General features: G+C 64.2%; 24 protein-coding genes and 1 tRNA gene. 16 read left to right on the forward strand and 9 right to left on the reverse strand.

Going from position 1 to position 25,815, the window contains the following annotated elements:
• Positions 1-13: 13 nt before the first annotated feature.
• The 3 genes from FJV43_RS16480 to FJV43_RS16490 all read left to right on the forward strand — a co-directional run bounded on the left by FJV43_RS16480 (position 14) and on the right by FJV43_RS16490 (position 3,608).
• Positions 14-751, forward strand: coding sequence for a hypothetical protein (locus tag FJV43_RS16480; protein ID WP_239628546.1), 738 nt, complete (start codon positions 14-16; stop codon positions 749-751).
• A 112-nt stretch (positions 752-863) separates the two neighbouring features.
• Positions 864-2,153, forward strand: coding sequence for a hypothetical protein (locus FJV43_RS16485; protein WP_239628547.1), 1,290 nt, complete (start codon positions 864-866; stop codon positions 2,151-2,153).
• 699 nt (positions 2,154-2,852) lie between these two features.
• On the forward strand, positions 2,853-3,608 hold the full coding sequence (locus FJV43_RS16490) for a hypothetical protein (RefSeq protein WP_239628548.1): 756 nt from the start codon (positions 2,853-2,855) through the stop codon (positions 3,606-3,608).
• 78 nt (positions 3,609-3,686) lie between these two features.
• Here the strand turns inward: FJV43_RS16490 and FJV43_RS16495 are convergent, their stop codons facing one another.
• Complete coding sequence (locus tag FJV43_RS16495) at positions 3,687-5,345, reverse strand: tyrosine-type recombinase/integrase (protein WP_239628549.1); 1,659 nt, start codon at positions 5,343-5,345, stop codon at positions 3,687-3,689.
• Positions 5,346-5,433: 88 nt separating this feature from the next.
• Positions 5,434-5,520, reverse strand: a tRNA-Leu gene (locus FJV43_RS16500).
• A gap of 154 nt (positions 5,521-5,674) precedes the next feature.
• Here FJV43_RS16500 and FJV43_RS16505 point away from each other — a divergent pair.
• A complete protein-coding gene (locus tag FJV43_RS16505; RefSeq protein ID WP_239628551.1) occupies positions 5,675-6,640 on the forward strand; it encodes a complex I NDUFA9 subunit family protein in 966 nt (321 codons plus the stop codon).
• 197 nt (positions 6,641-6,837) lie between these two features.
• Here FJV43_RS16505 and FJV43_RS16510 read toward each other — a convergent pair whose 3' ends face one another.
• Positions 6,838-7,644: an undecaprenyl-diphosphate phosphatase gene (locus tag FJV43_RS16510; protein WP_239628553.1), complete on the reverse strand. Its 807-nt coding sequence runs from the start codon at positions 7,642-7,644 to the stop codon at positions 6,838-6,840.
• Positions 7,645-7,813: 169 nt separating this feature from the next.
• Between FJV43_RS16510 and FJV43_RS16515 the strand changes: the two genes are divergently transcribed.
• The 3 genes from FJV43_RS16515 (at position 7,814) to FJV43_RS16525 (ending at position 10,713) form a co-directional block, all read left to right on the forward strand.
• The gene (locus FJV43_RS16515) at positions 7,814-8,506 is read left to right on the forward strand and encodes a glutathione S-transferase family protein (protein ID WP_239628555.1); all 693 of its coding nucleotides are present in this window, start codon (positions 7,814-7,816) and stop codon (positions 8,504-8,506) included.
• Positions 8,507-8,603: 97 nt separating this feature from the next.
• A complete protein-coding gene (queG, locus tag FJV43_RS16520; RefSeq protein WP_239628556.1) occupies positions 8,604-9,761 on the forward strand; it encodes a tRNA epoxyqueuosine(34) reductase QueG in 1,158 nt (385 codons plus the stop codon).
• Positions 9,762-9,915: 154 nt separating this feature from the next.
• A complete protein-coding gene (locus FJV43_RS16525; protein WP_239628559.1) occupies positions 9,916-10,713 on the forward strand; it encodes an acyl-CoA thioesterase domain-containing protein in 798 nt (265 codons plus the stop codon).
• A 128-nt stretch (positions 10,714-10,841) separates the two neighbouring features.
• Here the strand turns inward: FJV43_RS16525 and FJV43_RS16530 are convergent, their stop codons facing one another.
• Positions 10,842-11,309 carry a nuclear transport factor 2 family protein gene (locus tag FJV43_RS16530; RefSeq protein WP_239628560.1) on the reverse strand — a complete coding sequence of 156 codons (468 nt, stop codon included), beginning with the start codon at positions 11,307-11,309 and terminating at the stop codon, positions 10,842-10,844.
• A gap of 140 nt (positions 11,310-11,449) precedes the next feature.
• Positions 11,450-12,238, reverse strand: a complete 789-nt coding sequence (locus FJV43_RS16535; RefSeq protein WP_239628562.1) for an alpha/beta hydrolase — start codon at positions 12,236-12,238, stop codon at positions 11,450-11,452.
• Between the two features lie 249 nt (positions 12,239-12,487).
• On the opposite strand from FJV43_RS16535, the gene infC reads away from it, so the two are divergent.
• A complete protein-coding gene (gene infC, locus FJV43_RS16540) occupies positions 12,488-13,027 on the forward strand; it encodes a translation initiation factor IF-3 (RefSeq protein WP_080659921.1) in 540 nt (179 codons plus the stop codon).
• 246 nt (positions 13,028-13,273) lie between these two features.
• On the opposite strand, the gene FJV43_RS16545 is transcribed toward infC, so the two are convergent.
• Positions 13,274-13,678 (reverse strand): hypothetical protein, encoded by a 405-nt coding sequence (locus FJV43_RS16545; RefSeq protein ID WP_239628564.1) that lies wholly within the window; start codon positions 13,676-13,678, stop codon positions 13,274-13,276.
• Between the two features lie 274 nt (positions 13,679-13,952).
• On the opposite strand from FJV43_RS16545, the gene rpmI reads away from it, so the two are divergent.
• Together rpmI and rplT are read left to right on the forward strand one after the other, a co-directional pair.
• Positions 13,953-14,153, forward strand: coding sequence for a 50S ribosomal protein L35 (gene rpmI, locus FJV43_RS16550; protein WP_008539890.1), 201 nt, complete (start codon positions 13,953-13,955; stop codon positions 14,151-14,153).
• 80 nt (positions 14,154-14,233) lie between these two features.
• A complete protein-coding gene (gene rplT / locus FJV43_RS16555; RefSeq protein WP_027561620.1) occupies positions 14,234-14,593 on the forward strand; it encodes a 50S ribosomal protein L20 in 360 nt (119 codons plus the stop codon).
• Between the two features lie 7 nt (positions 14,594-14,600).
• On the opposite strand, the gene FJV43_RS16560 is transcribed toward rplT, so the two are convergent.
• Positions 14,601-14,924 (reverse strand): hypothetical protein, encoded by a 324-nt coding sequence (locus tag FJV43_RS16560; protein ID WP_239628566.1) that lies wholly within the window; start codon positions 14,922-14,924, stop codon positions 14,601-14,603.
• Between the two features lie 242 nt (positions 14,925-15,166).
• On the opposite strand from FJV43_RS16560, the gene pheS reads away from it, so the two are divergent.
• From pheS to FJV43_RS16580, 4 genes are all read left to right on the forward strand, one after another.
• Entirely contained in the window at positions 15,167-16,249 is a 1,083-nt protein-coding gene (gene pheS, locus FJV43_RS16565; RefSeq protein ID WP_239629438.1) for a phenylalanine--tRNA ligase subunit alpha, read from the forward strand.
• Between the two features lie 221 nt (positions 16,250-16,470).
• Positions 16,471-16,917: an endonuclease domain-containing protein gene (locus tag FJV43_RS16570; RefSeq protein ID WP_239628568.1), complete on the forward strand. Its 447-nt coding sequence runs from the start codon at positions 16,471-16,473 to the stop codon at positions 16,915-16,917.
• Positions 16,914-19,322: a phenylalanine--tRNA ligase subunit beta gene (pheT, locus tag FJV43_RS16575; RefSeq protein WP_239628570.1), complete on the forward strand. Its 2,409-nt coding sequence runs from the start codon at positions 16,914-16,916 to the stop codon at positions 19,320-19,322. Before FJV43_RS16570 ends, pheT begins: the two co-directional genes overlap by 4 nt.
• Before the next feature lie 55 nt (positions 19,323-19,377).
• Positions 19,378-20,148 (forward strand): sulfite exporter TauE/SafE family protein, encoded by a 771-nt coding sequence (locus FJV43_RS16580; RefSeq protein WP_239628572.1) that lies wholly within the window; start codon positions 19,378-19,380, stop codon positions 20,146-20,148.
• A gap of 28 nt (positions 20,149-20,176) precedes the next feature.
• Here the strand turns inward: FJV43_RS16580 and FJV43_RS16585 are convergent, their stop codons facing one another.
• Positions 20,177-21,565, reverse strand: coding sequence for an FAD-dependent oxidoreductase (locus FJV43_RS16585; protein WP_239628574.1), 1,389 nt, complete (start codon positions 21,563-21,565; stop codon positions 20,177-20,179).
• Positions 21,566-21,757: 192 nt separating this feature from the next.
• Here FJV43_RS16585 and FJV43_RS16590 point away from each other — a divergent pair, with 192 nt between their 5' ends.
• Positions 21,758-22,723 carry a YiiX/YebB-like N1pC/P60 family cysteine hydrolase gene (locus FJV43_RS16590; protein ID WP_239628576.1) on the forward strand — a complete coding sequence of 322 codons (966 nt, stop codon included), beginning with the start codon at positions 21,758-21,760 and terminating at the stop codon, positions 22,721-22,723.
• Positions 22,724-22,996: 273 nt separating this feature from the next.
• Here FJV43_RS16590 and FJV43_RS16595 read toward each other — a convergent pair whose 3' ends face one another.
• Complete coding sequence (locus FJV43_RS16595) at positions 22,997-23,272, reverse strand: metal-sensitive transcriptional regulator (protein ID WP_007598521.1); 276 nt, start codon at positions 23,270-23,272, stop codon at positions 22,997-22,999.
• 62 nt (positions 23,273-23,334) lie between these two features.
• On the opposite strand from FJV43_RS16595, the gene FJV43_RS16600 reads away from it, so the two are divergent.
• Positions 23,335-25,791, forward strand: a complete 2,457-nt coding sequence (locus FJV43_RS16600) for a heavy metal translocating P-type ATPase (RefSeq protein WP_239628577.1) — start codon at positions 23,335-23,337, stop codon at positions 25,789-25,791.
• The last annotated feature ends 24 nt before the right edge of the window (positions 25,792-25,815 follow it).

A 25,815-nucleotide genomic window follows, 5' to 3' on the forward strand; every position in this document is an offset into this window, starting at 1 on the left:
GGCGACAAGGTAAATGCGATCCATTCGAACCCGCCTGAAAGCAACGGAAGGTTTCGCATCGCGCTGCGCCATTCCCGGTTGCCGCAATCCAACTATGCGGGCTGCTGGCATCGGGCTCGCTGCCTTCCACTGCCGCAAGCACATCGAGCACAAGGCTCGGCACGGATCACACTGGGACGGGACATACAGCGCCGCGGAGTTGAAGCCCTACTTGGCGGCTGCCACTTCGTATCTCCGGCCCAGAGCGGAATCCGATCGGTTCATAAAGGCAGCACTCAACGCCATCAGCTTGCTCCTCGAAGAAGCCGGCCCAACGGAGATCGCCACTCGGCTGCGCGGCATGTCACCACGGAGGCGGGCGCGGATCGCCTTGGCACGGCTTCGCGTCGCAGGCATCAAGCCGGAGCGATTTGTTGCCATCGTGCTGGCCGTCACCGCGCTAATCGAGGAAGACCCCGACTCGCACCGGACCAAGGAGTTTCGCACGGTGCAAATTGCAAAGGCCCTACATCGCCTTGCGAGCGGCACCCATAAGCGTTGGCCCTTTGTGGACGCATACGGGCGGAAGAGACAAACCGAGATGCACGCCTTCCCCAGGTCGTCAGGGCAGGTCCTCCGCATTATGGGCCGCGCGGTGGAAGGGCTTTGCGAATGGGTCATCGAGAAGCATCTCCCCGGCGTCCTCGCCCTCAAGAAGAAGCGCTACGGCCAGCAGCCGCGATGCCTCGTCGCAGCTTCCCCCGTACGATAATTTTGTGCCCCTCCCTCTCGCGAGAGATCAGGTGCCACGGAGATGGTACGCGCATGTTGGGCACTGAGGCCGGTCACTTCGCGCACCAGACGCAAGGCGGGTACGCCAGACAATGACAAAGCAATTCCGCCCGCTTTGGTTTGATCCTCAATACCGGGCGAAATCACCAGAACTTAGCGAAGCCATCAAGAGTTTCGCCAACCACCTCTCCAACTTTGAGCTTTCGGAGGGCCTGAGAGAAAGAGCCCGTACCGATGCGGCGCGGGAGAGATTCTTCGCCAGCGTCGAGGCACTCGCCTGCAATCTGATGCTTGTGACTCTGATGGACGATGATGTAGCCCTCGCCGTCCCAAGAGCGCACGGCTCAATGTGGGGTAAAGGCCGCTACTCCAATCCGGTCTATGGCGAGCACTTCCTCAGCAGCATCGATGTCATGACAAGCCTCGGAGTGCTGCGAAAAGTAAGCACAGGCTACCGATACTCAGAGAAGGCGAAGGCCCCCTCTCTCGTCATTCCAACAGAAAGGATGGCCGAATTTCTGCCGGTCCCAGGTTTCAGCGTGAATTCGCTCAGACGGCTCGACGAACCTGAGTTGCTTATCCTCAAGACCGGCAAGGATGCCAACGATCAGTCTGAGCCCATTGATTATAAGGACAGTCGCAGAACGAACCTGTTGCGAGGCCAGATTAGGCGGCTCAACAGAAGGCTCGGAGATGCCAACATTGAGATCACCGAGGCTGGAAAGGCGCTGCGACTCGGGACTGATGGCGGCCTTGTAGTGCCGCACCGACGATCATTGCGGCGGATATTCAACAACCGCAGTTGGCAAGATGGCGGACGTCTAGCGGGCGGATTCTGGATGTCGATGCCCCGCGCCGAACGCTTTGAACGCATCCGGCTAGACGGCGAGCGCATCGCTGATGTGGACTACCGGCAGCTTTATCCCAGGCTTGCATATGTCCGCGCAGGGGCGGAGCAGCCCGATGGTGATATTTACGATGTTGCGGGCGACGGGACCACACGCGACGCCTGGAAGGTGCTGCTCAACGCCATGCTGTTTGCAGATGGCCTCCTCGGGAATTGGCCGAAGGGTGCGCGTGAGCATTTTCCCAAAGGGACCAAGCTTCGCGACGCCATCGAAATGCTGGAGCGAAAACACGGCCCGATCGCTCACCTCTTCGGAAAGGGCCTTGGATATCAATTGATGAAGTCCGAAAGCGATATGCTCATCGCAGTGGTCTCGCACTTGTTTGCGCAGGGTATCACCGCGCTACCGCTGCATGATGCCGTTCTCGTGGCCCGCTCCCATGCGGAGACAGCCAGGAAGGCCATGCAGGACGAATTTACGCACCGTACGGGGTCCCGCTGCGTGATCGTTTCAGTCGATTTTGGTACAATGTAACAATCACTTAGCTCCTTACGCCTCCGCTGATGGAAGGAGGAAACTGAGAGGGTGGGGTCTTAAAGGGGTCCTGCTTATTGGAGAGTCTTAGCGGTGAGGGATGATCGATCCCCCTTTCCTCAGAGGACTACTCAAAGGGCCGCCTCTAAGCAGAGGAAGGGGACTATCAGCACGGGCTTAGAGGGGTCCCCCAATAAGGCGACCGCCGTAGCCACCATCATCGCGACCACGACGACAAGGTCCCTTGCATCCACGAGCTACCCCAAAGGTGCACACCTCCGAGCAGGTTGAGGGCCGTCACCAAGCGCCGTCACCACAACGGTGACCACAGCGGAGAGGGAGAGTACATCCCTCCGCCCTGCGTCTCCGCATCATGGCCCTTTAGCAGGTCCATCGAGAGGACACACGGGTGAGCCCAAGACCTAAGCTTGTGCGCGATGTGATCGGGAAGAAACCGGACGCGATCCGAGAACTAGCCACGTGATTTCGAAAGCAGTACCAACAGCCGGTCCAGAGTAGTCTCTTGAGCGCCTCAGCGATACAAGCCAGCACCACTATCATAACATTTCTCAGTTTAAGTCCGCGCGGCTCCTGTTTTGCTCGGCTGTATAGGTAGACCGAACAATAGCCAAGCGGCCCGAACCGATACACCCTAGCGATCCGCGCCCTTGAAAGGGAGTGGACACCAGGAGGGGCAATATGCGCAATAAAGCGGCCAACCGAAGGAAACTAGTGATGACGCCCGCACCGACAGGACTGATCGACCTGAACGTACTGGAGCACCAGCTAGCGAACGAACCCAAGTGGACAAGGGTTCGCCAGAATATCCGCCAACTTCGGACCATCAACGCCGCTGTGACCGACTTCCAACAGGTTCGCCATAACTTGAACTTCTTGACCTCATTCTGGCAGAACGCAGATCTCGCGGCGCCACTACTCCAGCACTCTGTTCTCTTGTACGCGAGGGCCACTTCCAATGGGAACGATGGGCTCTCAGGTTGGAATTTCCAAGCCGGTCTCAGCTCCGCGACGCTAAAGTCGTTCCACGAAGAAATTCACTTCTTGCGAGATAAGTGGATTGCCCATTATGGAAGCTACTATCCGGAAACGCCGGAGCCTTTTCTTGATGATCGAATAGTGGCTGTATTTGCGGAAGATGGATCGCTGTCCGTTTGGGGACCATGGACCCGAAACGGATCAGTAGCGGTGGTAGCTCGGAAACTCGCCACCTTGTGCGCCACACTTGGAGAGTTCGGCAACAAAGAGCGAGAGCAGAAGTCGCTTCAGCTAGTCAACTTCATTAAGGATACTCCGGAGCTGCTTCAGCTAATCGGTGATCGCGCTGCAAGCCTTCGATTTGAGCCGCTGCGCTTCTACCGGACGGAAGAGCAGCAAATTGCAACTTGGCCGCCTGGTCCACCCCATCAACCGTTCGCTCGCGTATCATTGGTCTGATGGTAGTGGACCGTTAAGCCGGCCATTGGCCCTTAGGTAACTTTTGCAGCCCCGACGGTTTTGTCACCCACTGGCGGCTTATGCGACATCGATGGCCGGAAACCGAGCGATTGCATTCGCCTTTGCCTTGATAGTCACGTCTCCATATCCCTCCGAGACATTGCGGGGCGCGTGTCCCTGTATGGCATCCAGCACGCGCATCTCGACGCCCTGATCAATGCCAACTGTCTTGAAGCGGTGACGCCAGCCATGGCTAGGATCAACGTTCTTATCCTTCACGACCTCGCGGACGAACTCGTTGACCTTGTTCCGCGCCGTCTTCACCGCGTTGCGCACCCCCAGTTCACCGGATTTGGGATCGATGAATAGATAGCCGTTCTTGGATTTCTCAAAGAATGCCAAGAAGCCCTCCTCAATGACCTGCCGATGGAGCACGACGTCCCGCGCTTCATCCGTCTTCACCGGCCCCGCCTCGGGCGTCACGTGTAGCACCCAGAGCTTGCCTTCGCGCCTAAGGTCCTCCTTACGAATCTGAATCATCTCGCCCACGCGGCCACCCGTGAAAGCACATAGCCAAGGGACCCACCGCTTGGCCGCCGCCAGCTTGGGGGCTTCCCGGCCGGGCACGAACTCGCGGGCGTGCTTCAAGATGGCGACGGCCTCCGAATCATAGAACCCCTTGGACCGGAGCTTGCGCGACTTGCCTACCTTGATGGTGATCCCTTCGGCCGGATTGCCGGGCAGCCGACGATTCACCACGGCCCAGCCGAACACCGTCTTCAGGCCCGCGAGGTCGCTATCCTTCACGGTCTTCGGGCTTACGCCGCTCTGCACGCGATAGTCCTTGAAGCGAACGATGTCCTCGGGCGTCACCCGGCTCGCCGTGTCATGCTTCAGGAACATCACGAGGCGGCCCATCGAATTGCGATAGCTCTCATAGGTGCTCTGCTTACGGCCTGCCCGCTTAGCTTCCTTCCACCAATCCTCGACGAGACCGGTGAGGGAATGCTTGGAGGCGCCCCGCTTTGGCTTTTCCTTTGGCACGCCTTCCGGCGCGTGCCACTCCGGAAAGCGGGCGGCCTTGGGGTCAGGCGCATAGTCTCCTTCCGCGTTGCGCTGGCGGCTCGCGAAGGCGTCACGCAGCGCCATCCAAAATGCCACGAGCAACATGGCGCGGGATTCGTTGTCCACGCGGCGTATGCCCTTAGTCAGCAAGAGACGGTCCACGATGGGGCCAAGCGGCTTCTCCAATTGCTTGGGGTCCCGATCCTTCCCGACCTTCTCCCACATCCCCACGACGGCCGCCCAATGGGCTTCGTGCTCGTCCTGACTTTCGGTGTCCGGCGCCCAGCCGACTCCGGGCGTGTGCACCATGGCGATGCTCCGGGCGCGGCTCTCGCTGTCAGCCCAAACGCGATAGAGTTCGCCCGCCAAAGCGGTTGCCTGCCGGTGGGTGAGATGCACGGGAGCGTCGTTGCGGAGCGCCTCCCAAACGCCCTCCAGATATGCCGCAGCGAGCGCCTGACGCGTCTTGACCTCGCTGGGGTCTGTGGTTCGAAGAGAGAACCGTACGGCCTGAGCACCTTCGCTAGGCGTCACGAAAACGAAGCTGTCATCGAGCGGAATCGCGAGTTCGGAGCCAACTACTTTGCGCCGAACATCAGCCGGAATGCGCTGCACGAAAAGAGGAAAGCGAGACCCGTCCCGGCGCATTGGCCGAACAACCCTGAACAGCAATGTTACACCCCATTGTTACACAGTCGGGGCCAACGCAACACTCTGAAAGGGCTGATCTATCTGGATTTATTTGCGATCCAGAAAAGCATGGTGCCCAGGAAAGGACTCGAACCTTCACGGCCGTTAAGCCACTGGCACCTGAAGCCAGCGCGTCTACCAATTCCACCACCTGGGCATGCCGTTTGGGGCACGGAGGCGGTTACTACGGTTCGGTGACGCCGTTGTCAATTCATGCGTGAGACCCGGTTCGGGATGCCGATTGCGCATCGCAAACCGGCCCGATAAAAGCCTGACAAGACGCACTCTTTTCCGCAGGAACGGACACCCCCATGGCATCGAATCTGGACACGCTCGTCACGGTTTTCGGCGGATCGGGGTTTTTGGGCCGGAATGTCGTCCGGGCCCTGTGCAAGCGCGATTACCGGGTCCGGGTCGCGGTGCGGCGGCCGGAACTCGCCGGATACCTGCAGCCCTCCGGCAAGGTCGGACAGGTCCACACCGTGCAGGCGAATCTGCGCTATCCGGCCTCGGTCGAGGCGGCGCTGCGTGATTCGCATGTCGCGATCAACCTCGTCGGCGTCCTCACCGAGGGCGGCGCGCAGACCTTTGACGCCGTCCAGGCCAGGGGCGCCGAAACCGTCGCCAAGGCGGCGGCCGCGGCCGATGCCAGCCTGGTGCATGTCTCGGCGATCGGCGCCGACGCGGAATCGCCCTCGCGCTATGCCAGGGCCAAGGCGGCGGGCGAAGCCGCGGTCCTGGCCGCGGTTCCCTCCGCCACGATCTTCCGCCCCTCCGTGATGTTCGGCCCCGAGGACCAGTTCACCAACCGCTTTGCCGCGCTGGCCCGGATGTCGCCGGTGCTGCCGCTGATCGGCGGCGATACCAAGATGCAGCCGGTCTATGTCGGCGACGTCGCCACCGCGATCGCGGATGCCGTCGACGGCAAGGCCAAGGCGGGCGCCACCTACGAACTCGGCGGGCCGGAAGTGCTGACCATGCGCGAGATCATCGAGACCATCCTGGAGATCACCGACCGCAAGCGGATGCTGATCCCGCTGCCGTTCGGCCTCGCCCGCTTCCAGGCCGCCTTCCTGCAATTCGCGCCGGGCGCGTTCAAGCTGACGCCGGACCAGGTCACGCTGCTCGAGCGCGACAACATCGTCTCGGAGGCGGCGAAGGCGGCCGGCCTGACGCTGGAAGGCCTCGGCATCACCCCCGATTCGCTGGAAGCGATCGCCCCGCAATATCTCTGGCGCTTCCGCGCCGCCGGTCAGTTCCAGCGCATGAGCGTGTGAGGCTGGTTTGCTTCTCCCGCTTGCTTGCGGGACGGCGTAGGCTGCCTCTGGCAGCCGTCCGCGAGAACGCCGGCGCATCGCTTCGGCAATGATGTCGGGACGGTGAGGACTTTCGCCTCACTGGAGGTCTCTCTGCGGAGACACCCTCTCCCCAGCCCTCTCCCGCAAGCGGGCGAGGGAGCGCACCAACGGAGTTCCTACTGCCCGAGCGCCAGCGCGATCAGGCCGAGCGTGCCGACGATGACGCGCCACCAGGCGAACACCACGAAGCCGTGCCGGGTGACGTAGGTCAGGAACGTCTTCACCACGATGATGGCGGTGATGAACGACACCACGAAGCCGATCGCGACGATGTTCATGTGGTCCATCGTCATCTCGGCGCGGCTCTTGTAGAAGTCGTAGGCGAACGCACCGATCATGGTGGGAATGGCGAGGAAGAACGAGAACTCCGCCGCCGCGCGCTTGTCGGCTCCGAGCAGCATCGCCGCGACGATGCTGGCGCCGGAGCGTGACACGCCGGGGATCATCGCCACGCACTGCGCGATGCCGATATAGAGATACATCAGCAGCGGAAACCTGGTGGCGTCATGCTCGCGCGGCTTGAGATCGAGCTTGTCGACCCAGAGCAGGATGGCGCCGCCGACGATCAGCGTGAAGCAGATGACCCAGGGATTGAACAGCAGGCTCTTGATGTACTTGCCGGCGACGAGGCCGACGATCACGGCCGGCAGGAACGCCACCAGCACGCCGATCACGAAGCGCCGCGCATCGGCATCGCCCGTGAACAGGCCGATCACGACGTCCCACAGCTTCCTGAAATACAGCCCGACGATCGCGAGGATCGCGCCCAGCTGGATCAGAACGGTAAACGAATCCCAGAAGGCGCCTTCGCCGAGATGGAAGAAGCGCTCCGCGAGCAGGAGGTGACCGGTCGAGGATACGGGAAGGAACTCGGTCACACCCTCGATGATGCCGAGGATCACTGCCCGTATTACGTCTGACATATTTACGGTCCATTTCGGCTGGAAAAGCGGGGCTCTTCTCGCCTATTCGTTCCCATGCCGCAATCGCAAAATGCGAGATCACGACCTTGCCTCGCGGTTTTGAGGGACTAGTGTGGCGCCGCACAAACATTGATGGATTCTTAAGCACCATCAAATAGTCAAAGGCTTCATGTTTACGCTGTTTCATCATCCCTTCTGCCCGCATTCGCGCTTCATCCGCCTGATCGCGGGCGAATACGGGCTCGATCTGAAGCTGATCGAAGAGCGCAGCTGGGAGCGGCGCGAGGCGTTTCTGCTTCTCAATGCGGCCGGCACCACGCCGGTGTTGGTGGACGAGGAACAGCCGCCCATTCCCGGCGCGGCCATCATCGCCGAATATGTCGACGAGGCCTATGGTGCCGAGATGGGCCCGAAACGCCTGATGCCGCAGACGATCGGCGAGCGCGTCGAGGTGCGCCGGCTGATGTCCTGGTTCAACGAAAAGTTCTTCGAGGAAGTCTCGCACCCGCTCGTCACCGAGCGCATCTACAAGCGCTTCATGAGCGAGGAGAACGGCGGCGGCGCGCCTTCGGCCGACGTGATGCGCGCGGCGAAGGCCAATGTGCGCTATCATCTGGCCTATATCGGCTGGCTGGCGCAGACGCGCAATTTCCTCGCCGGCGACCGGCTCACCTACGCGGATCTCGCCGCCGCGGCGCATCTCTCGGCGATCGACTATCTGGGCGACGTGCCATGGAGCGAGGACGACGCAGCAAAGGCGTGGTACGCGCGGGTGAAATCCCGCCCGTCGTTCCGTCCGTTGCTCAGCGAATGGCTGGCCGGCGTGCCGGCGTCGCGGACCTACGTGGACCTGGATTTCTGATGAGGATCGTCATGCCCGGGCTCGTCCCGGGCATCCACGTTCCTTCTCTTATCATGAGCGCGACGCAAGGACGTGGATGGCCGGGACAGGCCCGGCCATGACGAGCGTGGATCCGACGGCGATCAAATCTACCCCCGACATGGATGGGCTGCGTTCCGCACTCGAGGAGCAGGCGCGCGCGCTTGGCTTCGACTGCATCGGCATCACCGCGCCGGGCACGATCGAGAGTGCCGGCAAATACTTCCTCGAATTCATCGCATCGGGCGGCCATGGCGACATGGACTGGCTCGCCGCAAGCCCTGAGCGCCGCGTCGATCCGCGCGGGCTGTGGCCCGACGTGCGCAGCGTGATCATGCTCGGCGTCAATTACGGTCCCGACTTCGATCCGCTGGCGATTCTCGAGCAGCCGACGCGCGCGGCGATCTCGGTCTATGCGCAGGGCGACGACTATCACGATCTCATCAAGAAGCGCCTGAAGGCGCTGGCGCGCTGGCTGGTCGCGACCGCGCCGTCGGACGTGAAAGTCTTCGTCGACACCGCGGCCGTGATGGAGAAGCCGCTGGCGCAGGCGGCGCAACTGGGCTGGCAGGGCAAGCACACCAACCTCGTCTCGCGCGAGTTCGGCTCGTGGCTTTTTCTCGGCGCTATCTACACCACGCTGGAACTGCCGCGCGATGCCGCCGAGATCGATCATTGCGGCTCGTGCCGGGCCTGTCTCGACATCTGCCCGACCGCAGCGTTCCCCGCGCCCTACAAGCTCGATGCGCGGCGCTGCATCTCGTACCTCACCATCGAGAACAAGGGACCGATCCCGCGCGAATTTCGCAAAGCCATCGGCAATCGCATCTATGGTTGCGACGATTGTCTTGCAGCCTGCCCCTGGAACAAGTTCGCGCAGGCGGGCCGCGAATCCAGGCTCGCGGCGCGCGACGAACTGCGTGCACCTCGGCTTGCCGAATTGGCACGGCTCGACGACGCGGCGTTCCGCGCGCTGTTCACGAAGTCGCCGGTCAAGCGCATCGGCCGCGACCGCTTCTTGAGGAACGTGCTGATTGCGATCGGCAACTCTGGCGAGGCGGCCCTGGCGGAGGAGGCGCGGCGCTTGCTGGAAGATGAGAGCCCGCTGGTGCGTGGCGCTGCGGTGTGGGCATTGGGGCAGCTGGTGGTTCGGGAAGAGTTTGAGGCGATGAGGCTGCATGCTCTCGATCGCGAGCCCGACGAGAGCATTCGCGAAGAGTGGAAAGCCGCTCTCTGACCCTCATCCTGAGGAGCCGCGCGAGCGGCGTCTCGAAGGATAGAGGCCGAGCTGCCGCAGCGCGGCCTGCATGGTTCGAGACGGCGCTTCTCGCCTCCTCACCATGAGGATTGAACGTCTTGATTTCCCCGCGCGTTTCTTCAATCTCGCGGGCATGACAAACATGCCTTTCTTCACCCGCGACGGCGAGACATTCCACCCGACGGAAGTTGCCAATGGCCCCTGGGATCCGAACTCGCTGCACGGGCGCGTCATCATTGGCCTGCTCGGCTTCGCCATCGAGGAACGCCATTCCGGGCCCGAGTTCGTGCCGGCGCGGCTCACCGTCGACATGTTTCGGCTGCCGACCATCGACAAGCCGATTGAAGTGACGACGCGGCTGGTGCGCGATGGAATGCGCATCCGCGTGGTGGAAGCGGAGTTCTTCTCCGGCGGCGTCAGCATGGCGCGCGCCTCGTGCCAGCTGCTGCGGAAGACGCAAAATCCTGATGGCAATGTCTGGTCGCCGCCGAACTGGGACGCGCCGAAGCCGGCCGACATTCCCAAGCCCACGGATCCCCGGCTCGGCATGAACGGCAAATGGACGACGCGGCCGATCGTCGGCCAGATGGGCTCGCTCGGACCGCGCCGGCTCTGGATGAGCGAGGTGCGCGAGCTCGTTGCGGGCGTGCCGATGACGCCGTTCGTGCATGTCGCAACCGGCGCCGATTTCGCCAGCCCGTTTGCCAATGCCGGCGACCAGGGGCTCGGCTACATCAACAGCGACGTCACGATCTATCTGCACCGCCTGCCGGTCACGGAATGGATCGGCTTCGAAGTCGTGAACCACCACGCCACCGACGGCGTCGCGATCGGCGAATGCTGGCTCTATGACGAGCAGGGCCCGATCGGCACCGCCACGGTCGCCGCGCTGGCGCAGCGCAAGCCGATGGCGAATCCGTCGAAGCGGTAGGAGCGCGCGCCTCTCTCCGGTCGTCATTCCGGGATGCGCCGTCAGGCGCAGACCCGCAATCCATCGGACCGCAGGCCAAAAGGCGAAATGGATTCCGGGTTCGCGCTTCGCGCGCCCCGGAATGACGGTCAGGTGATATGCCGCTGCATCTCCGGCCGCGCCTTCAACTCGGCGCCCTGCCTGGCGACGATCTTCGCGATGCGCTCCGGCGCGAACTTCAGATCGACGAACGCCGGCGCGGTGTTGGCGACCTCGTGATAGCTCGCGATCTTTCCATCCCGCAGCGTCATGATCGCCACGCCCTCGAACATCGCCCGCGCGCCGCCCGCTTCCGGCAAGGTTGATTTGTAGCTGAAGGTGTAGCGCGCATAGAGCGTGGTGCCATCGGTGACGGGATCGTGCATGTCCCAGCGGAAATCGGTCGCCGTGCGATAGAACCAGTCGTCGATCATCGCCGCGATCTTTTCGCGGCCTTCGAAGGCGCCGTAGAACACGTCGTGATAGACGCCGTCCTCGGTGAACAGTTCGGCGAAGGCGCGGCCGTTGCGCTGCTCGACCGCGTCGCAGAAGGCGCGCAGCATGGCGGTGGTGGTCATTGTTGCCTCCCTTCCCTTGCTGTCGTGCCCCGCGAAGGCGGGGCATCCAGTACGCCGCGGCGCCTCGGTTCAACCGCGACGGCCTCTGGAATACTGGATCGTCCGCCTTCGCGGACGATGACATCGAATGCTGGGCAGTTTCACCCGATCTCGGCGACCGCGGCAAGAAGGCGCGCGATGTCCTGCGGGCGGGAGAGGCGGTGATCGCCGTCCTGGATCATGGTCAGCACGACGTCATCTGCCGGCAGGCGGTGCGTCAGCGCGAACGCGTGCTGCCATGGCACGTCGGGATCTTTCGCACCTTGCAGGATGCGGACGGGGCAGCCGAGATCGATGGCGCTGCCGAGCACGAGGTGGTTGCGGCCCTCCTCGATCAGGTTCCGCGTGATCGGATAGGGTGAGCCGTCGCCGTAATCCGACGGCCGCATCCAGACGCCCTTGGTCTCGATCTCCTTCTTCACCGCGGGCGAAAAATTCTTCCACATCAGCTCCTCGGTGAAGTCGGGCGCGGGCGCGATCAGGACGAGGCCGGCCAGCGACGCCTTGCCAGGACGCTTCTTGATCTCGCGTGCGAGCAGCAGCGCGATCCAGCCGCCCATGGATGAGCCGATCAGGACTTGCGGGCCGTCGCAAAACCGCTCGAATACCGCGACGCTCTCCTCCAGCCAGCGTCCGATGGTTCCGTCAGTGAAGTCGCCGCCGGACTCGCCGTGGCCGGAATAGTCGAACCGGACCATTGCGCGGCTGTGATCCCGGGCAAAGGCGTCCAGCGCCAAGGCCTTGCTGCCCAGCATGTCCGACTTGAATCCGCCCAGCCAGACCAGTCCAGGCCCCTGTCCGCGCCGACTGCGTACCGCGATCCTGCGTGCGGACGGGCCCTCACCCACATCGATGAAGTCGAGCGTGGCATCAGGAATTATATCGGTCATGGAACATTTACTCTGGCTGTGCGGTTTGAGCTGTCCGGGCGTGTCCCGCGATGCAACCCGATGGCTGCATTGGCCGCCCTTTGGGACGCTTGCGGAACAGAAGCAAGGTGTCTATGTCGTCTGCGTGCCCAGGCGTGACCAAAATGCCTCGCATTTGAGGGTTTTTCGCGCCGCATGAGCGACTTGCTTGCCGGCAAACGCATCTTCCTTCAAGATAGCCGCTTCTTTCACAACTTTGGAGAACCACCCATTCGCCGTCCTAATAAAGCTCCGCCCGCTGCCAGCAAAGACGGGCCGCGCATCAATGATGATATCCGCAATGCGCAGATCCAGCTGATCGACCAGACCGGTGACAACAAAGGCACGGTCGAGACCGTCGTCGCCATCCGGATGGCTCAGGAAGCCGGCATGGATCTGGTCGAGATTTCGCCGAATGCCAGCCCTCCCGTCTGCAAGATCATGGACTACGGGAAGTACAAGTATTCCGCTCAGAAGAAAGCCGCGGAAGCCCGCAAGCGGCAGAAGACCGTCGAGATCAAGGAGATCAAGCTCCGCCCGATGATCGACGACCATGATTACGACGTGAAGATGCGCGCGATGCAGCGGTTCTTCGAAGAGGGCGACAAGGTCAAGATCACGTTGCGCTATCGTGGCCGCGAAATGGCGCACCAGGAGATCGGCACCAAGCTGCTGGACAAGATCAAGACCGACGTCGCCGAGCTCGCCAAGGTCGAGCAGGACGCGCGGTTCGAAGGTCGCCAGGTCGTCATGGTGCTGGCGCCGCGCTGACGCGAAGCGCTTTGGTTCAGGACTGAGTTTTCAGCGGCCCGTCCGGATTTCCGGCGGGCCGTTTTGTTGTGTGCGCGTTGCTGGAGATATCTCTCGCCACGCCTGCGGGAGAGGTCGACGCGCAAAGCGCGGCGGGTGAGGGCTCTCGCCTCTTGAGAATCCTCGCTTGCGGAAACAGCCCTCTCCCCGACCCTCCCCCGCAGGCGGGGGAGGGAGCGCATCGCCGTCGTGGCGATGGTTTGCCCTTCAGGTCCGCGTCGCCTGCCAGGTGCCGCTGCACTGGTCGCCGGAGATGACACCTCTCCACGAGCCGGCGCCGTTCATGCCGGCGAGCCGGCCGCCGCCGCTGGCGTGAGAGGCGCCGACTGAGACGTGGACAGCCACAGCGCCGGAGCGGTTGACCTTGCCCGAGACCCGGCCGCCGCCGGCGGACGAGACGCGGCTGCCCGTCACGGTGAAGGGGACGCTGTAGCCTGAGCTGCAACTGCCCCTCGTGGTGGCGAAGGTGACGTTCCAGATGCCGTCATAGCCGCCGACGCGGGCATCGGCAGTCGACGGCAGCATGGCGGCCGCGAGCAGGGCAAGCACCGCCAGATGACGCGGGCGGACGAAACCAGTCAAAGACGAAGGCGATCGGGACAAATGGGCCATTTTGGTCCTGCTCCGGGCGACACGGCTGGGGACATGAAGATGGCAACACCGGATAGTCTCCGGGCCTGTTCCGCCGGTTCATCGTTGCCATTTGGCTCCCGCTCTGTCATAAGCCCAGCCTTCATCGCCCGGCTGATTAAGGGCTGCCGTGGCGGTGTTTCGTGCGGGTTTCGCGCTTGTTCGTAAAACCTGAGCACAATCAACGCTCTAACGAGCATTTTGACGGCCAGCCGCCTTCACGGGCGGATTTCTGTTGTGGCCATAGGAGAGCCAAATGCCCAAGCTGAAGACCAAATCGGGCGCTAAAAAGCGCTTCAAGGTGACTGCCACCGGCAAAGTGATGCACGCCCAGCGCGGCAAGCGTCACGGCATGATCAAGCGGACGAAGAAGCAGATCCGTCAGCTCCGCGGCACCCGCGTGCTGTTCAAGACCGACGGCGACAACGTCAAGAAGTACTTCTTGCCGAACGCCTGATCGCGTCCACGACCACTGCCCTCTCGCGCCGCCTTCGCGCGGCGATCCGAAAACCAAGTCATCTCTGAAGGAATTTTGTCATGTCTCGCGTCAAACGCGGTGTGACCGCCCACGCCAAGCACAAGAAAGTCTACAAGGCCGCCAAGGGCTTCTACGGCCGCCGCAAGAACACCATCCGCGCCGCCAAGCCAGCCGTGGAGAAGGCCCAGCAATACGCCTTCCGCGACCGCAAGCGGAAGAAGCGGACGTTCCGCGCGCTGTGGATCCAGCGCATCAACGCCGCCGTCCGTCCGTTCGGCCTGACCTACAGCCGATTTATCGACGGCATGGCCAAGTCCGGGATCACCGTGGACCGCAAGGTGCTGTCGGATCTCGCGATCAGCGAGCCCGCCGCGTTCCAGGCCATCGCCGAGAAGGCCAAGGCCGCGCTGGCGGCGTAAGGTTGCGCTAGCGGGCCTTCTGGCCCGCAGCCTGCAGCGCGCGTTGCGAGTAACGCTGGGCGACCTCCGCCCGGCAGAATGCCGTAAACGACTGATACATGGTGCCGGACTTGTTCCGGTACTTGACGTCGCACGCGTGCATCTCGCGCTTGTAGGCCTGCGCCTGCGCGGCGCTGAGGCCGGGCTTGAAGTCCGCCTCGCACTTCGTCTCGACGGCGGCGCCGAGCTCGACATCGCCGCTCGCGGTCAGCTGGCAATCCCTGAAGACCTTCATCGCGCTTTCGCAGCTCTTCTGGCTGCTGATGGCGGCCGCGACCTCGTCCAGCGTCATGGATTGCTCCATGCAGACCATGGCGCGCGCCGGGGTACCGGCAATGGACAGAACAGCGGCCAGAACGGCCCAACAGCATTTCGAAGGCATCGCGAAGGTCTCCTCGTATCCTTCCTTGGTGGCCCGCGCCCTCGCGAGGTTCACCCCGGCCGGGCGGGAGCCCGAAAACACCGGCTTTTCGCTTGACGTTACGCCCTTCCGGCGGCGACAACCCAGCCGAATTTGGAGCCAAGGATTTGACTGTGTCCGACCTCGCAACGCTCGAAACATCCATCCTCGACCAGATCGCCGCCGCCGGCGATGAAGCCGCGCTCGAAGCGGTGCGCGTCGCAGCCCTCGGCAAGAAGGGCTCGATCTCGGCGCTGCTCGCCACGCTCGGCAAGATGTCGCCCGACGAGCGCAAGTCGCAAGGCGCGGCGATCAACCAGGCCAAGGACAAGGTCACCGAGGCGCTCGCAGCAAGGCGCGACGTGCTGAAGTCGGCGGCGCTCGATGCGCGGCTGGCATCCGAGACCATCGACGTCACCCTGCCGCTGCGCGACGCACCGGTCGAGGCCGGCCGCATCCATCCGCTGAGCCAGGTCTGGGACGAGCTGACCACGATCTTCGCCGACATGGGATTCTCGGTCGCCGAAGGTCCCGACATCGAGACCGACGACTACAACTTCACCAAGCTGAATTTCCCGGAAGGCCATCCCGCGCGCGAGATGCACGACACCTTCTTCTTCCATCCGAAGGAGGACGGCTCGCGCATGCTGCTGCGAACCCACACCTCGCCGGTGCAGGTGCGCACGATGCTGAGCCAGAAGCCGCCGATCCGCGTCATCTGCCCGGGCCGCACCTACCGCATCGATTCGGACGCGACCCACACGCCACAATTCCACCAGGTCGAAGGCCTCGTCATCGACAAGACCTCGCATCTCGGCCACCTCAAATGGATCCTGCACGAGTTCTGCAAGGCGTTCTTCGAGGTCGACCACATCAACATGCGCTTCCGCCCCTCCTTCTTCCCGTTCACCGAGCCGTCGCTGGAAGTCGACATCCAGTGCCGCCGCGACAAGGGCGAGATCCGCTTCGGCGAGGGCGAGGACTGGCTCGAGATTCTCGGCTGCGGCATGGTGCATCCGAACGTGCTGCGCGCCTGCGGCATCGATCCCGACGAGTACCAGGGCTTTGCCTGGGGCATGGGCATCGACCGCATCGCCATGCTGAAATACGGCATCGCCGACCTGCGCCAGCTGTTCGACAGCGACGTCCGCTGGCTGTCCCATTACGGCTTCAAGCCGCTGGAGGTGCCGACGCTTGCCGGAGGGCTGAGTTCGTGAGGGCGGCACTCCAATCTGAGACCGCGAAGACTCTCTCCGTTCCCGTTGGGGAGACAGCCCTCTCCCTGACCCTCCCCCGCAAGCGGGGGAGGGAATGGATGGAGCGAACGCGTGGCGCTTGCCTCATGGAAACGTATTCTCTGTCGGCGCGACAGGTCGAACCCCCTCCCCCGCTTGCGGGGGAGGGCTGGGGAGAGGGTTTCTCCGCAACGGGGCTGCCGATGGTCGATCCCAAGCATCCGGACTGGAAAGTGCCGGCCAAACAGCGTGCCAATGCGCGCGCACTCAGGCGCAATTCGACCGATGCAGAGCGCATCCTGTGGTCGGAGCTGCGCGCCGGCCGATTGAACGGCGCGAGCTTCCGCCGCCAGGTGCCAATCGAGCGCTACATCGCCGATTTCATCTGCCACGCCGCCAAGCTCGTGATCGAGCTCGATGGCGGCCAGCATTTCTCCGATGAAGGCGAGCGCGCCGATGCGCGACGCTCTGCGGCGATCGAAGCGAAGGGCTTCAAGGTGCTCCGCTTCAGCAATCTCGATGTCATGACCAATCGTGGCGGCGTTCTCGACACAATCGCGACCACCATCGCGGAGAGAACCCCCACCCCAGCCCTCCCCCGCAAGCGGGAGAGGGAGCAGACCGTCTCCGTGGAGAAGAAGCAGCCATGAAATTCACCCTCTCCTGGCTGAAGGATCATCTCGAGACCGACGAGCCGCTCGACAAGCTCGCCGAGAAGCTCACCATGATCGGGCTCGAGGTCGAGAACATCGAGGACAAGGCGAAGGCGCTGAAGCCGTTCACCATCGCGAAGGTGATCTCGGCCGAGCAGCATCCGAATGCGGATCGCTTGCGGGTCTGCATGGTCGACACCGGTGACGGCGGTGCGCCGGTGCAGGTGGTGTGCGGCGCGCCGAACGCGCGTGCGGGCCTCGTCAGCGTGTTCTCGCCACCCGGCACATACATTCCCGGCAAGGACATCACGCTCGGCATCGGCACCATCCGCGGCGTCGAGAGCCGCGGCATGCTGTGCTCGGCGGCCGAATTGCAGATCTCCAACGACCATGACGGCATCATGGAATTGCCGGCCGATGCGCCTGTTGGCGCGGCCTACGCCGAATGGGCCGGGCTCGGCGATCCCGTGGTCGAGATCAATCTGACGCCGAACCGGCAGGACTGCACCGGCGTGCACGGCATCGCGCGCGACCTCGCCGCCGCCGACATGGGCAAGTTCAAGGACCCGACCATCAAGCCGATCAAGGGCGACTTCCCATGCCCGGTGAAGGTCACGGTCGAGGATTCCTCGCTGTGTCCCGGCTTCGCGCTCCGCCTCGTGCGCGGCGTCAAGAACGGACCGTCGCCGGAATGGCTGCAGAAGCGGCTGACCGCGATCGGACTGCGCCCGATCAACGCGCTGGTCGACATCACCAACTTCATGACCTTCGACCGCGCGCGGCCGCTGCACGTGTTCGACGCGAAGAAGGTCAAGGGCAATCTCGTCGTGCGCCGCGCCCGCAACGGCGAGACGCTGCTCGCGCTCGACGGCCGTACCTACAATCTCGATCCCGCGATTTGCGTCATCGCGGACGAGCACGGCGTCGAATCGCTCGCCGGCATCATGGGCGGCGAGGCCTCCGGCTGCGACGATGACACCACCGACGTGCTGATCGAATCGGCGCTGTGGAACGAGATCAACATCGCCCAGACCGGCCGCAAGCTCGGCATCAATTCCGATGCGCGCTACCGCTTCGAGCGCGGCGTCGACCCGGCCTTCATGGTGCCGGGACTGGAGCTCGCGACCAAGCTCGTGATGGAGATGTGCGGCGGCACGCCGTCCGAGACTGTCGTGGTCGGCAAGGCCTTTGGCGATGACCGCTTGATCGAGTTCCCGATCACCGAGGTCAAGCGACTCTCGGGCATCGAGGTGCCGCAAGCGGAGATGAAGCGCATCCTGACCCATCTCGGCTTCATGATGGCGGGCCCCGGCCCGGTCGTGAAGGTGGCGGTGCCGTCCTGGCGCACGGACGTGCACGGCAAGGCCGACATCGTCGAGGAGGTCGTCCGCATCTTCGGCGTCGACAAGGTGCCGATGACGCCGTTCGAACGCGGCGAGGACGCACGCAAGTCCGTTTTGACCCCGCTCCAGCTGCGCACCCGACGGGCGCGGCGCGCGCTCGCGAGCCGCGGCATGGTCGAAGCCGTGACATGGTCCTTCATTGCCAAGCCCGCGGCGGAATTGTTCGGCGGCGGCCAGCGCGAGCTCGAAGTGGCCAACCCGATCGCGTCCGATTTGTCGGATATGCGCCCGACCTTGCTTGCGGGCCTGATCGCGGCCGCGCAGGCCAACACTGATCGCGGCTTTGGCGATGTCGCGCTGTTCGAGGTGGGCCAGATTTTCAAGGGCGATCGCCCGCAGGACCAGTTCATGGCGGCAAGCGGCGTGCGCCGCGGCTTTGCTTCCTCCGAAGGTCTCGGACGGCACTGGACCGGCTCGACCCAGGCTGACGTGTTCGACGCGAAAGCCGACGCGCTGGCGGTGCTCGCTGCGGCCGGTGCGCCGATGCAGGCGCTTCAGGTCGTGGCGGGTGGTCCTGGCTGGCTGCATCCGGGACGTTCCGCCACGATCCAGATCGGCCCGCAGAACGTGCTCGGCCATTTCGGCGAGATGCATCCGCGCGCGCTCGAGGCGCTCGGTGTCGACGGTCCCTTGATGGTGTTCGAGGTCATCCTCGACCGCATCCCTGAGGCGAAGAAGAAGCCGACGCGCGCCAAGCCGCTGATCGAGCTCTCCGCCTTCCAGCCGGTGTCGCGCGACTTCGCCTTCATCGTCGACCGCGCCGTGAAGGCCGGCGACATCGTCCGCGCCGCGCAAGCCGTCGACAAGAAGCTGATTACCGGCGTGAACGTTTTCGACGTCTACGAGGGCAAGGGCATCGATGACGGCAAGAAGTCGATCGCGATCGCGGTGACCATCCAGCCGCGCGAGAAGACCCTGACCGACCAGGAGATCGAGGCCGTCGGTGCCAAGATCGTGGCCGAAGTCACGAAGAAGACTGGCGGTACTCTGAGAGCATGATGCCGAGAAGTGTGAAGCGATTTTCGGACGGCATCATGCTCAAGAATCGACAAGCATGAGTCTCGCCGACTTTCTCCCGAAGGATGTCAGCCTCACCATTGCGATGGCGCTCTGCGCCGTCGCTTTCGTTTCGGGCACCGCGCGCGGCTTCTCCGGCTTCGGTTCGGCGCTGATCTTCATGCCGCTGGCGAGCAGCATCGCAGCGCCGCGGCTCGTTGCCGCCTTGCTGCTCGTCATCGATTTCGTCGCGGCCGCACCGCTGCTGCCTGACGCATGGCGGAAGGCCGACCGCAGGGCCACTGCCGTGATCGTGCTGGGCGCGCTGATCGGCGTGCCCGTCGGCACCTATTTCCTGAGCGTGCTGGAGCCCGTCACCACGCGATGGATCATCTCCTGCTTCGTCGCCGCCCTCCTGCTCCTGCTGCTGTCGGGCTGGCGCTATCGCGGCAAGGACCACGCCTGGCTCTCGGTCGGCATCGGCGGTCTCTCGGGCTTCTGCAGCGGCCTCGCGCAGACCGGCGGCCCGCCGATCGTCGGCTACTGGCTCGGCCGCCCGATCGCACCGATCGTCGCACGCGCCAACATCGTGCTGTTCTTTGGCGCGTCGGATTTGTTCTCGATGATCAGTTACGCGACCACGGGCCTGATCAGCCGCGAATCGCTCGCGCTCTCGCTGGTCGTCGGGCCGGTCTATGCGATCGGCGTCGCCTTCGGCGCCTCGCTGTTCGGCCGCGCCAGCGAGAAAGTGTTCCGCGGGATCTGCTATGCGCTGATCGCGGTGGCGGTGATTGCCGGGCTGCCGGTGCTGGACGGGGTGTTGCGGTAGCTCTCTTCGCCGGGACGACGCGTCGAATTCATTGCGGTCTTGCCCGCCGCTTCTTCGTCGATTGCGTCGGCACGTCGGCCGGCTCGGCCTTGAGCGCGCCGATCTTGCGCAAGGCGGCATCCGCAGCGCGCTCGCCGCTTTCCCAGGCGCCGTCGACGGTGCCCCAGAGCGTCTCGTGCGTGGCTTCGCCGGCGAGGAACATGTTGCCGATCGGCTCGCCCAGGGTCCTTCGCGAAAGCTGGCCGCCGGGCGAGGATGCCGACATTGCGCCCAACACGTAGGGCGCGGCATTCCAGCGCGTCGCGCTGGTCTTCTGCACGGCTGAAGCGGCCTCGCTGCCGAACAGCTTCGTGATCCACTCCTTCGCGAAAGCGGCCATGGCCTTCTCGCCCTGCTCGGAGAGATCGCGGCCGAAGGAGCCGCCGACATCGATCGAGCACAACGAGGAGCCGCCGATATTGGCGAACATGAGCGCCGTGCGCGTCGAATTGCTCTGCTCGATGAGGATATCGTCGCGCGACAGGCCGAGCGGATTGCCCGGCAGTTGCAGCACGATGCGATCGTAGCTGCCGAGGCTGAGCTTTGAGGCCGCATCCAACGTGCGCTTGGGAATGTCGGGCGCGAACCTGATAGCGCCCGACGTCAGCACATTGGTCGAAACCGTGAGGATGGCGGCACGTGCGGCGATCTTGCCGGCTTGCGTCTCCACGCCGACGTCGCGGTTGCTCCAGACGATCCGGCTCGCCGGCGTCGACAGCGCCACCGGCACCTGCTCGCCGAGCTTGGCAATCAGAGTGCCGAGGCCCTGACGACAGGCGATCGCCGCATTGCGGTCCTGCGCGCGTCCCTTGTCGATCGCGGACAGCTCCTTCAGGTCCTTGCCGGCGAAGCCCGGGCCCAGCATGAACTCGGCCGCACCCGCCCAGTCGCCGAGATCCTTCGGCAGCACGGACGCGCAGGAGGTATCCAACTTGCCGCGCGCGGCCTCGTCGATGGCGCGGTTGGCGCGTACCAGCGCGGCCAGGAACTGCTCGGTCTCGCCCGCGCGCGCGTTGCGGCGGCCGATGCGCATCTTCTGGCCCGATGGCGCCGGCAGCGCATCCAGCCCGACACTGCGCGCCAGCCGGATCATCGGGTTGGTGTCGGGATTGTGCATCCAGCGCGCGCCGCGATCGAACGGCGTGTCGAAGGTCGTGCTATCGGTGATGCAGCGGCCGCCTGCTTGCGATGCCGCTTCCACCACGATGACCTTGCGGCCCGCCGCCATGATGCGCCGCGCCGCGGCGATTCCGGCTGTTCCGGCCCCGATCACGACGATGTCGGCCTCGCGCGGCAGGGGCGCGGCGGATGCGCGCAGGACCGGCAGCGCCGCAAGGGCCGCCGACGCCGAAAGGAAACCGCGGCGCGTAATTGTCATGTGATGGTTTCCGGGGACTTGCGGCGTATGGGAACAGCCCGCGAACCTTGCTGCATCTGATGTTGCACGGCAACCATCATGGTGAATCAATCGTGCTTGATCTCACAGAGTGATGAACCGAATTGCAACACGTTTCGACCATGATAGAGAAGGGAAAAAGACGGCCGGAAAAGGCCGTGGGGGGAGTTTGACATGGGGACGGTCCTGGATTCAGTCGGCAAGCTGATTGCCGCGTACCTCTCGAAGGAGGTGCCGGGCTACGAGCCGTTCACGCCGAGCGACCCGGAGCATCTGCGCGGCGTCATCGAGCCCGGCGACGTGCTGCTGGTCGAGGGCAACAACCGCATCTCCGGCATCATCAAATATCTGACGCAGTCGACCTGGTCGCATGCGGCGCTCTATGTCGGCCCGGTCGCAGGTGCGGAGGAGGCGGATGGCGAGCCGCATGTGCTGATCGAGGCCAATATCGGCGAGGGCGTCACCTCGGCGCCGCTGTCGAAATATTTCCCCTACCACACCCGCCTCTGCCGCCCGGTCGGACTGTCCTATGAGGACCGCACCACGGTCTGCCGCTACGCCATCAACCGCATCGGCTTCGGCTACGACACCAAGAACATCGTCGACTTGATGCGTTATCTGTTCCCGATGCCGATACCGCAGCGCTGGCGCCGGCGCATGATCGCGATCGGCTCGGGCGACCCGACCAAGATCATCTGCTCGGCGTTGATCGCGCAGGCCTTCGACGCCGTGCGCTATCCGATCCTGCCGAAGATCACCAAGGCCGGCAGCCGTGCCGCGCGCCGCGAGATCCTGCACATCCGCGATTCCTCGCTCTACATGCCCCGCGACTTCGACATCTCGCCCTATTTCGAAGTCGTCAAACCCACCATCGTGCACGGGTTCGACTACACCGCCCTGCACTGGGCCGACAAGCAGAAGCCGCTCGAGGAGGTAGCGGGCTCATTCAGTGTGTTTCCAGAAACGGTCCTGGCGCCGCCGCTCATTCCTGAGGCGATTGACGAAGAGGCGCCGGCTGAGATTCCGGCTGAAGAAGTGACCTTGCAGGCCGCGGGGGCCAGCGCCGCTTTCTCCGAGCATTTCGTGCTGCCGAGCGAACTCGCGGCGTACCGCGCGAGGACGCGGGAGATGGCGGCGTAAGTCTCCTGCCAACGTCATCCTTGGCGAAAGCCAGGACCCATTACCCCTACAAGTCGTTTGGCGAAGACTCCTCGTTCGGTACGTCTACCGAGCGCAATCCATCGAACTCGCGGTAAAAGTCCCGGCTTTCGCTCGAAAAGCGAGAGGAGATACCGCGCGTCCCTCTATTCCGTCATTGCGAGCGCAGCGAAGCAATCCAGACTGTTACCACGGTGGCAGTCTGGATTGCTTCGTCGCAAGAGCTCCTCGCAATGACGGTAGAGAGAGCGTGCGCTACCGCTCCGCCCGCCCGATCACCGCCATCAGCTCCGCGATCTTCTCGCGCTGGTCGGCCTTGTCGCCGCTCGCAATGGCGTGCTCGACGCAATGGGCGACGTGGTCCTTCAGGACCTCCTCCTCGACCCGGCGCAGCGCGGCACGCACAGCCGAGATCTGCGTCACGATGTCGATGCAGTAGCGGTCTTCCTCTACCATTTTCGACAGGCCGCGAACCTGGCCCTCGATCCGGCCGAGACGTTTTCCGACAGATGCCTTGATGTCCTTGCGCATGGGGTCTATATACCCCTACCGGGTATAGGTTGCAAGCCCAGGGACAGGACCGGAGAATGGCCATGAACAGCAGCGAGCATCGTCACGACGCGGAAACCCATTCCGGATGCGGCTGTTCCACGAAAGCTGCACCGCCGGCGGCGAAGCCCGCGGCATCCTCATGCTGCGGCGGCCACGTCGATCATTCCAGCCACGCTCATCATCACGGCCACGACCACGGTGATTCCGCGACCAAGGTGAAGGACCCCGTCTGCGGCATGACGGTCGATCCCGCGACCTCGAAGCACCACTTCACACATCACGGCGAGACCTTCCATTTCTGCTCGGCCGGCTGCCGTACCAAGTTCGCCGCCGATCCCGCCAAGTATCTTGCGAAGGAGAAGGCGCCCGAGCCCGAGATGCCCGCGGGCACCATCTACACCTGCCCGATGCATCCGGAGATTCGCCAGGTCGGCCCGGGCACCTGCCCGATCTGCGGCATGGCGCTGGAGCCTGAGGTGGCGAGCCTCGAGACCGGACCCAACCCCGAGCTCGCCGACATGACGCGGCGGTTCTGGATCGGCGGCGCGCTGGCGCTGCCGGCCGTGGTGCTGGAGATGGGCGGCCATCTCGCGGGCCCGCACAACTGGATCGATCCGACGCTGTCGAACTGGATCCAGTTCGTCTTCGCGACGCCCGTGGTGCTGTGGGCGGGCTGGCCGTTCTTCGTCCGCGGCTGGCAGTCGCTGCTGACGCGCAACCTCAACATGTTCACGCTGATCGCGATGGGCACCGGCGTCGCCTATGTCTACAGCGTCCTCGGCACCGTGGCACCGCAGCTGTTCCCTGCCACCTTCCGCGGTCATGAGGGTGCTGTCGCCGTCTATTTCGAGGCGGCTGCCGTCATCACCGTGCTGGTGCTGCTCGGCCAGGTGCTGGAGCTGCGCGCCCGCGACGCGACCTCTGGTGCGATCAAGGCGCTGCTCCAGCTTGCACCGAAGACCGCGCGCCGCGTCGAGGCCGACGGCAGCGAGCACGAGGTCGAGATCGACGCGCTCCATGCCGGCGAGTCCTTGCGCGTTCGCCCCGGCGAGAAGGTGCCGGTGGACGGCATCATCCTGGAGGGCCGCTCCTCGCTCGACGAATCCCTGGTCACCGGCGAATCCATGCCGGTCACCAAGGAGACCGGCGCGAAGGTCATTGCCGGCACGCTGAACCAGTCGGGCAGCTTCGTGATGCGTGCGGACAAGGTCGGGCGCGAGACGCTGCTGTCGCAGATCGTTCAGATGGTTGCGGACGCGCAGCGCTCGCGCGCGCCGATCCAGCGCCTGGCCGACCAGGTCTCCGGCTGGTTCGTGCCGATGGTGATCGTCATCGCGCTCGCTGCCTTCGGCGCCTGGGCCTGGTTTGGACCGGAGCCGCGGCTGGCCTTCGGCCTGGTCGCAGCCGTCAGCGTGCTGATCATCGCGTGCCCCTGCGCGCTCGGCCTCGCGACCCCGATGTCGATCATGGTCGGCGTCGGCCGCGGCGCGCAGGGAGGCGTGCTGATCAAGAACGCCGAGGCGCTGGAGCGCATGGAGAAGATCGACACGCTGGTGGTCGACAAGACCGGCACGCTGACCGAGGGCAAGCCCAAGGTGGTCGCGGTCGTGCCGGCGGCCGGCTTTACGGAAGACGACATCCTTCGGCTCGCGGCCAGCGTCGAGCGGGCCAGCGAACATCCCCTGGCTGACGCCATCGTGCGCGCGGCCAGGGAGAAGCAGCTCGCCCTTGGCCAGGTCGAGCAGTTCGATTCGCCGACTGGCAAGGGCGCGACCGGCAAGATCGACGGCAAGACCATCGTGCTCGGCAATGCAAAATACCTGACGTCGATCGGCATCGAGACCAGGACGCTCGACACCGAAGCCGAACGGCTGCGTGGCGACGGCGCGACCGTGATCAACATGGCCGTCGACGGCCGGCTGGCCGGCCTGTTCGCGATTGCCGATCCGGTCAAGGCCTCGACCCCGGAGGCGCTGAAGGCGCTCGCGGCGGAAGGCATCAGGGTCATCATGCTGACCGGCGACAACCGCACCACGGCCGAGGCCGTGGCGCGCCGCCTCGGCATCGCCGAGGTCGAGGCCGAGGTGCTGCCGGACCAGAAGAGCGCGGTGGTCACCAAGCTGCAGAAGGCCGGCCGCAGCGTCGCGATGGCCGGCGACGGCGTCAACGACGCGCCGGCGCTGGCGGCGGCCGAGGTCGGCATCGCCATGGGCACCGGCACCGACGTGGCGATGGAGAGCGCCGGCGTCACGCTGCTCAAGGGCGATCTCGTCGGCATCGTGCGGGCGCGAAAACTGTCGCAGGCGACGATGAGCAACATCCGCCAGAACCTGTTTTTCGCCTTCATCTACAACGCCGCCGGCATTCCGATCGCCGCCGGGGTGCTCTATCCCACCTTTGGCGTGCTGCTCTCGCCGATCATCGCCGCAGCGGCGATGGCGCTGTCCTCGGTGAGCGTGGTCGGCAATGCGCTGCGCCTGCGCACGACGCGACTGTGAGCTACCGGCACACTCCCTCGCCTC

This window comes from Bradyrhizobium sp. I71 (assembly GCF_022354745.1).
Lineage (GTDB): Bacteria > Pseudomonadota > Alphaproteobacteria > Rhizobiales > Xanthobacteraceae > Bradyrhizobium > Bradyrhizobium liaoningense.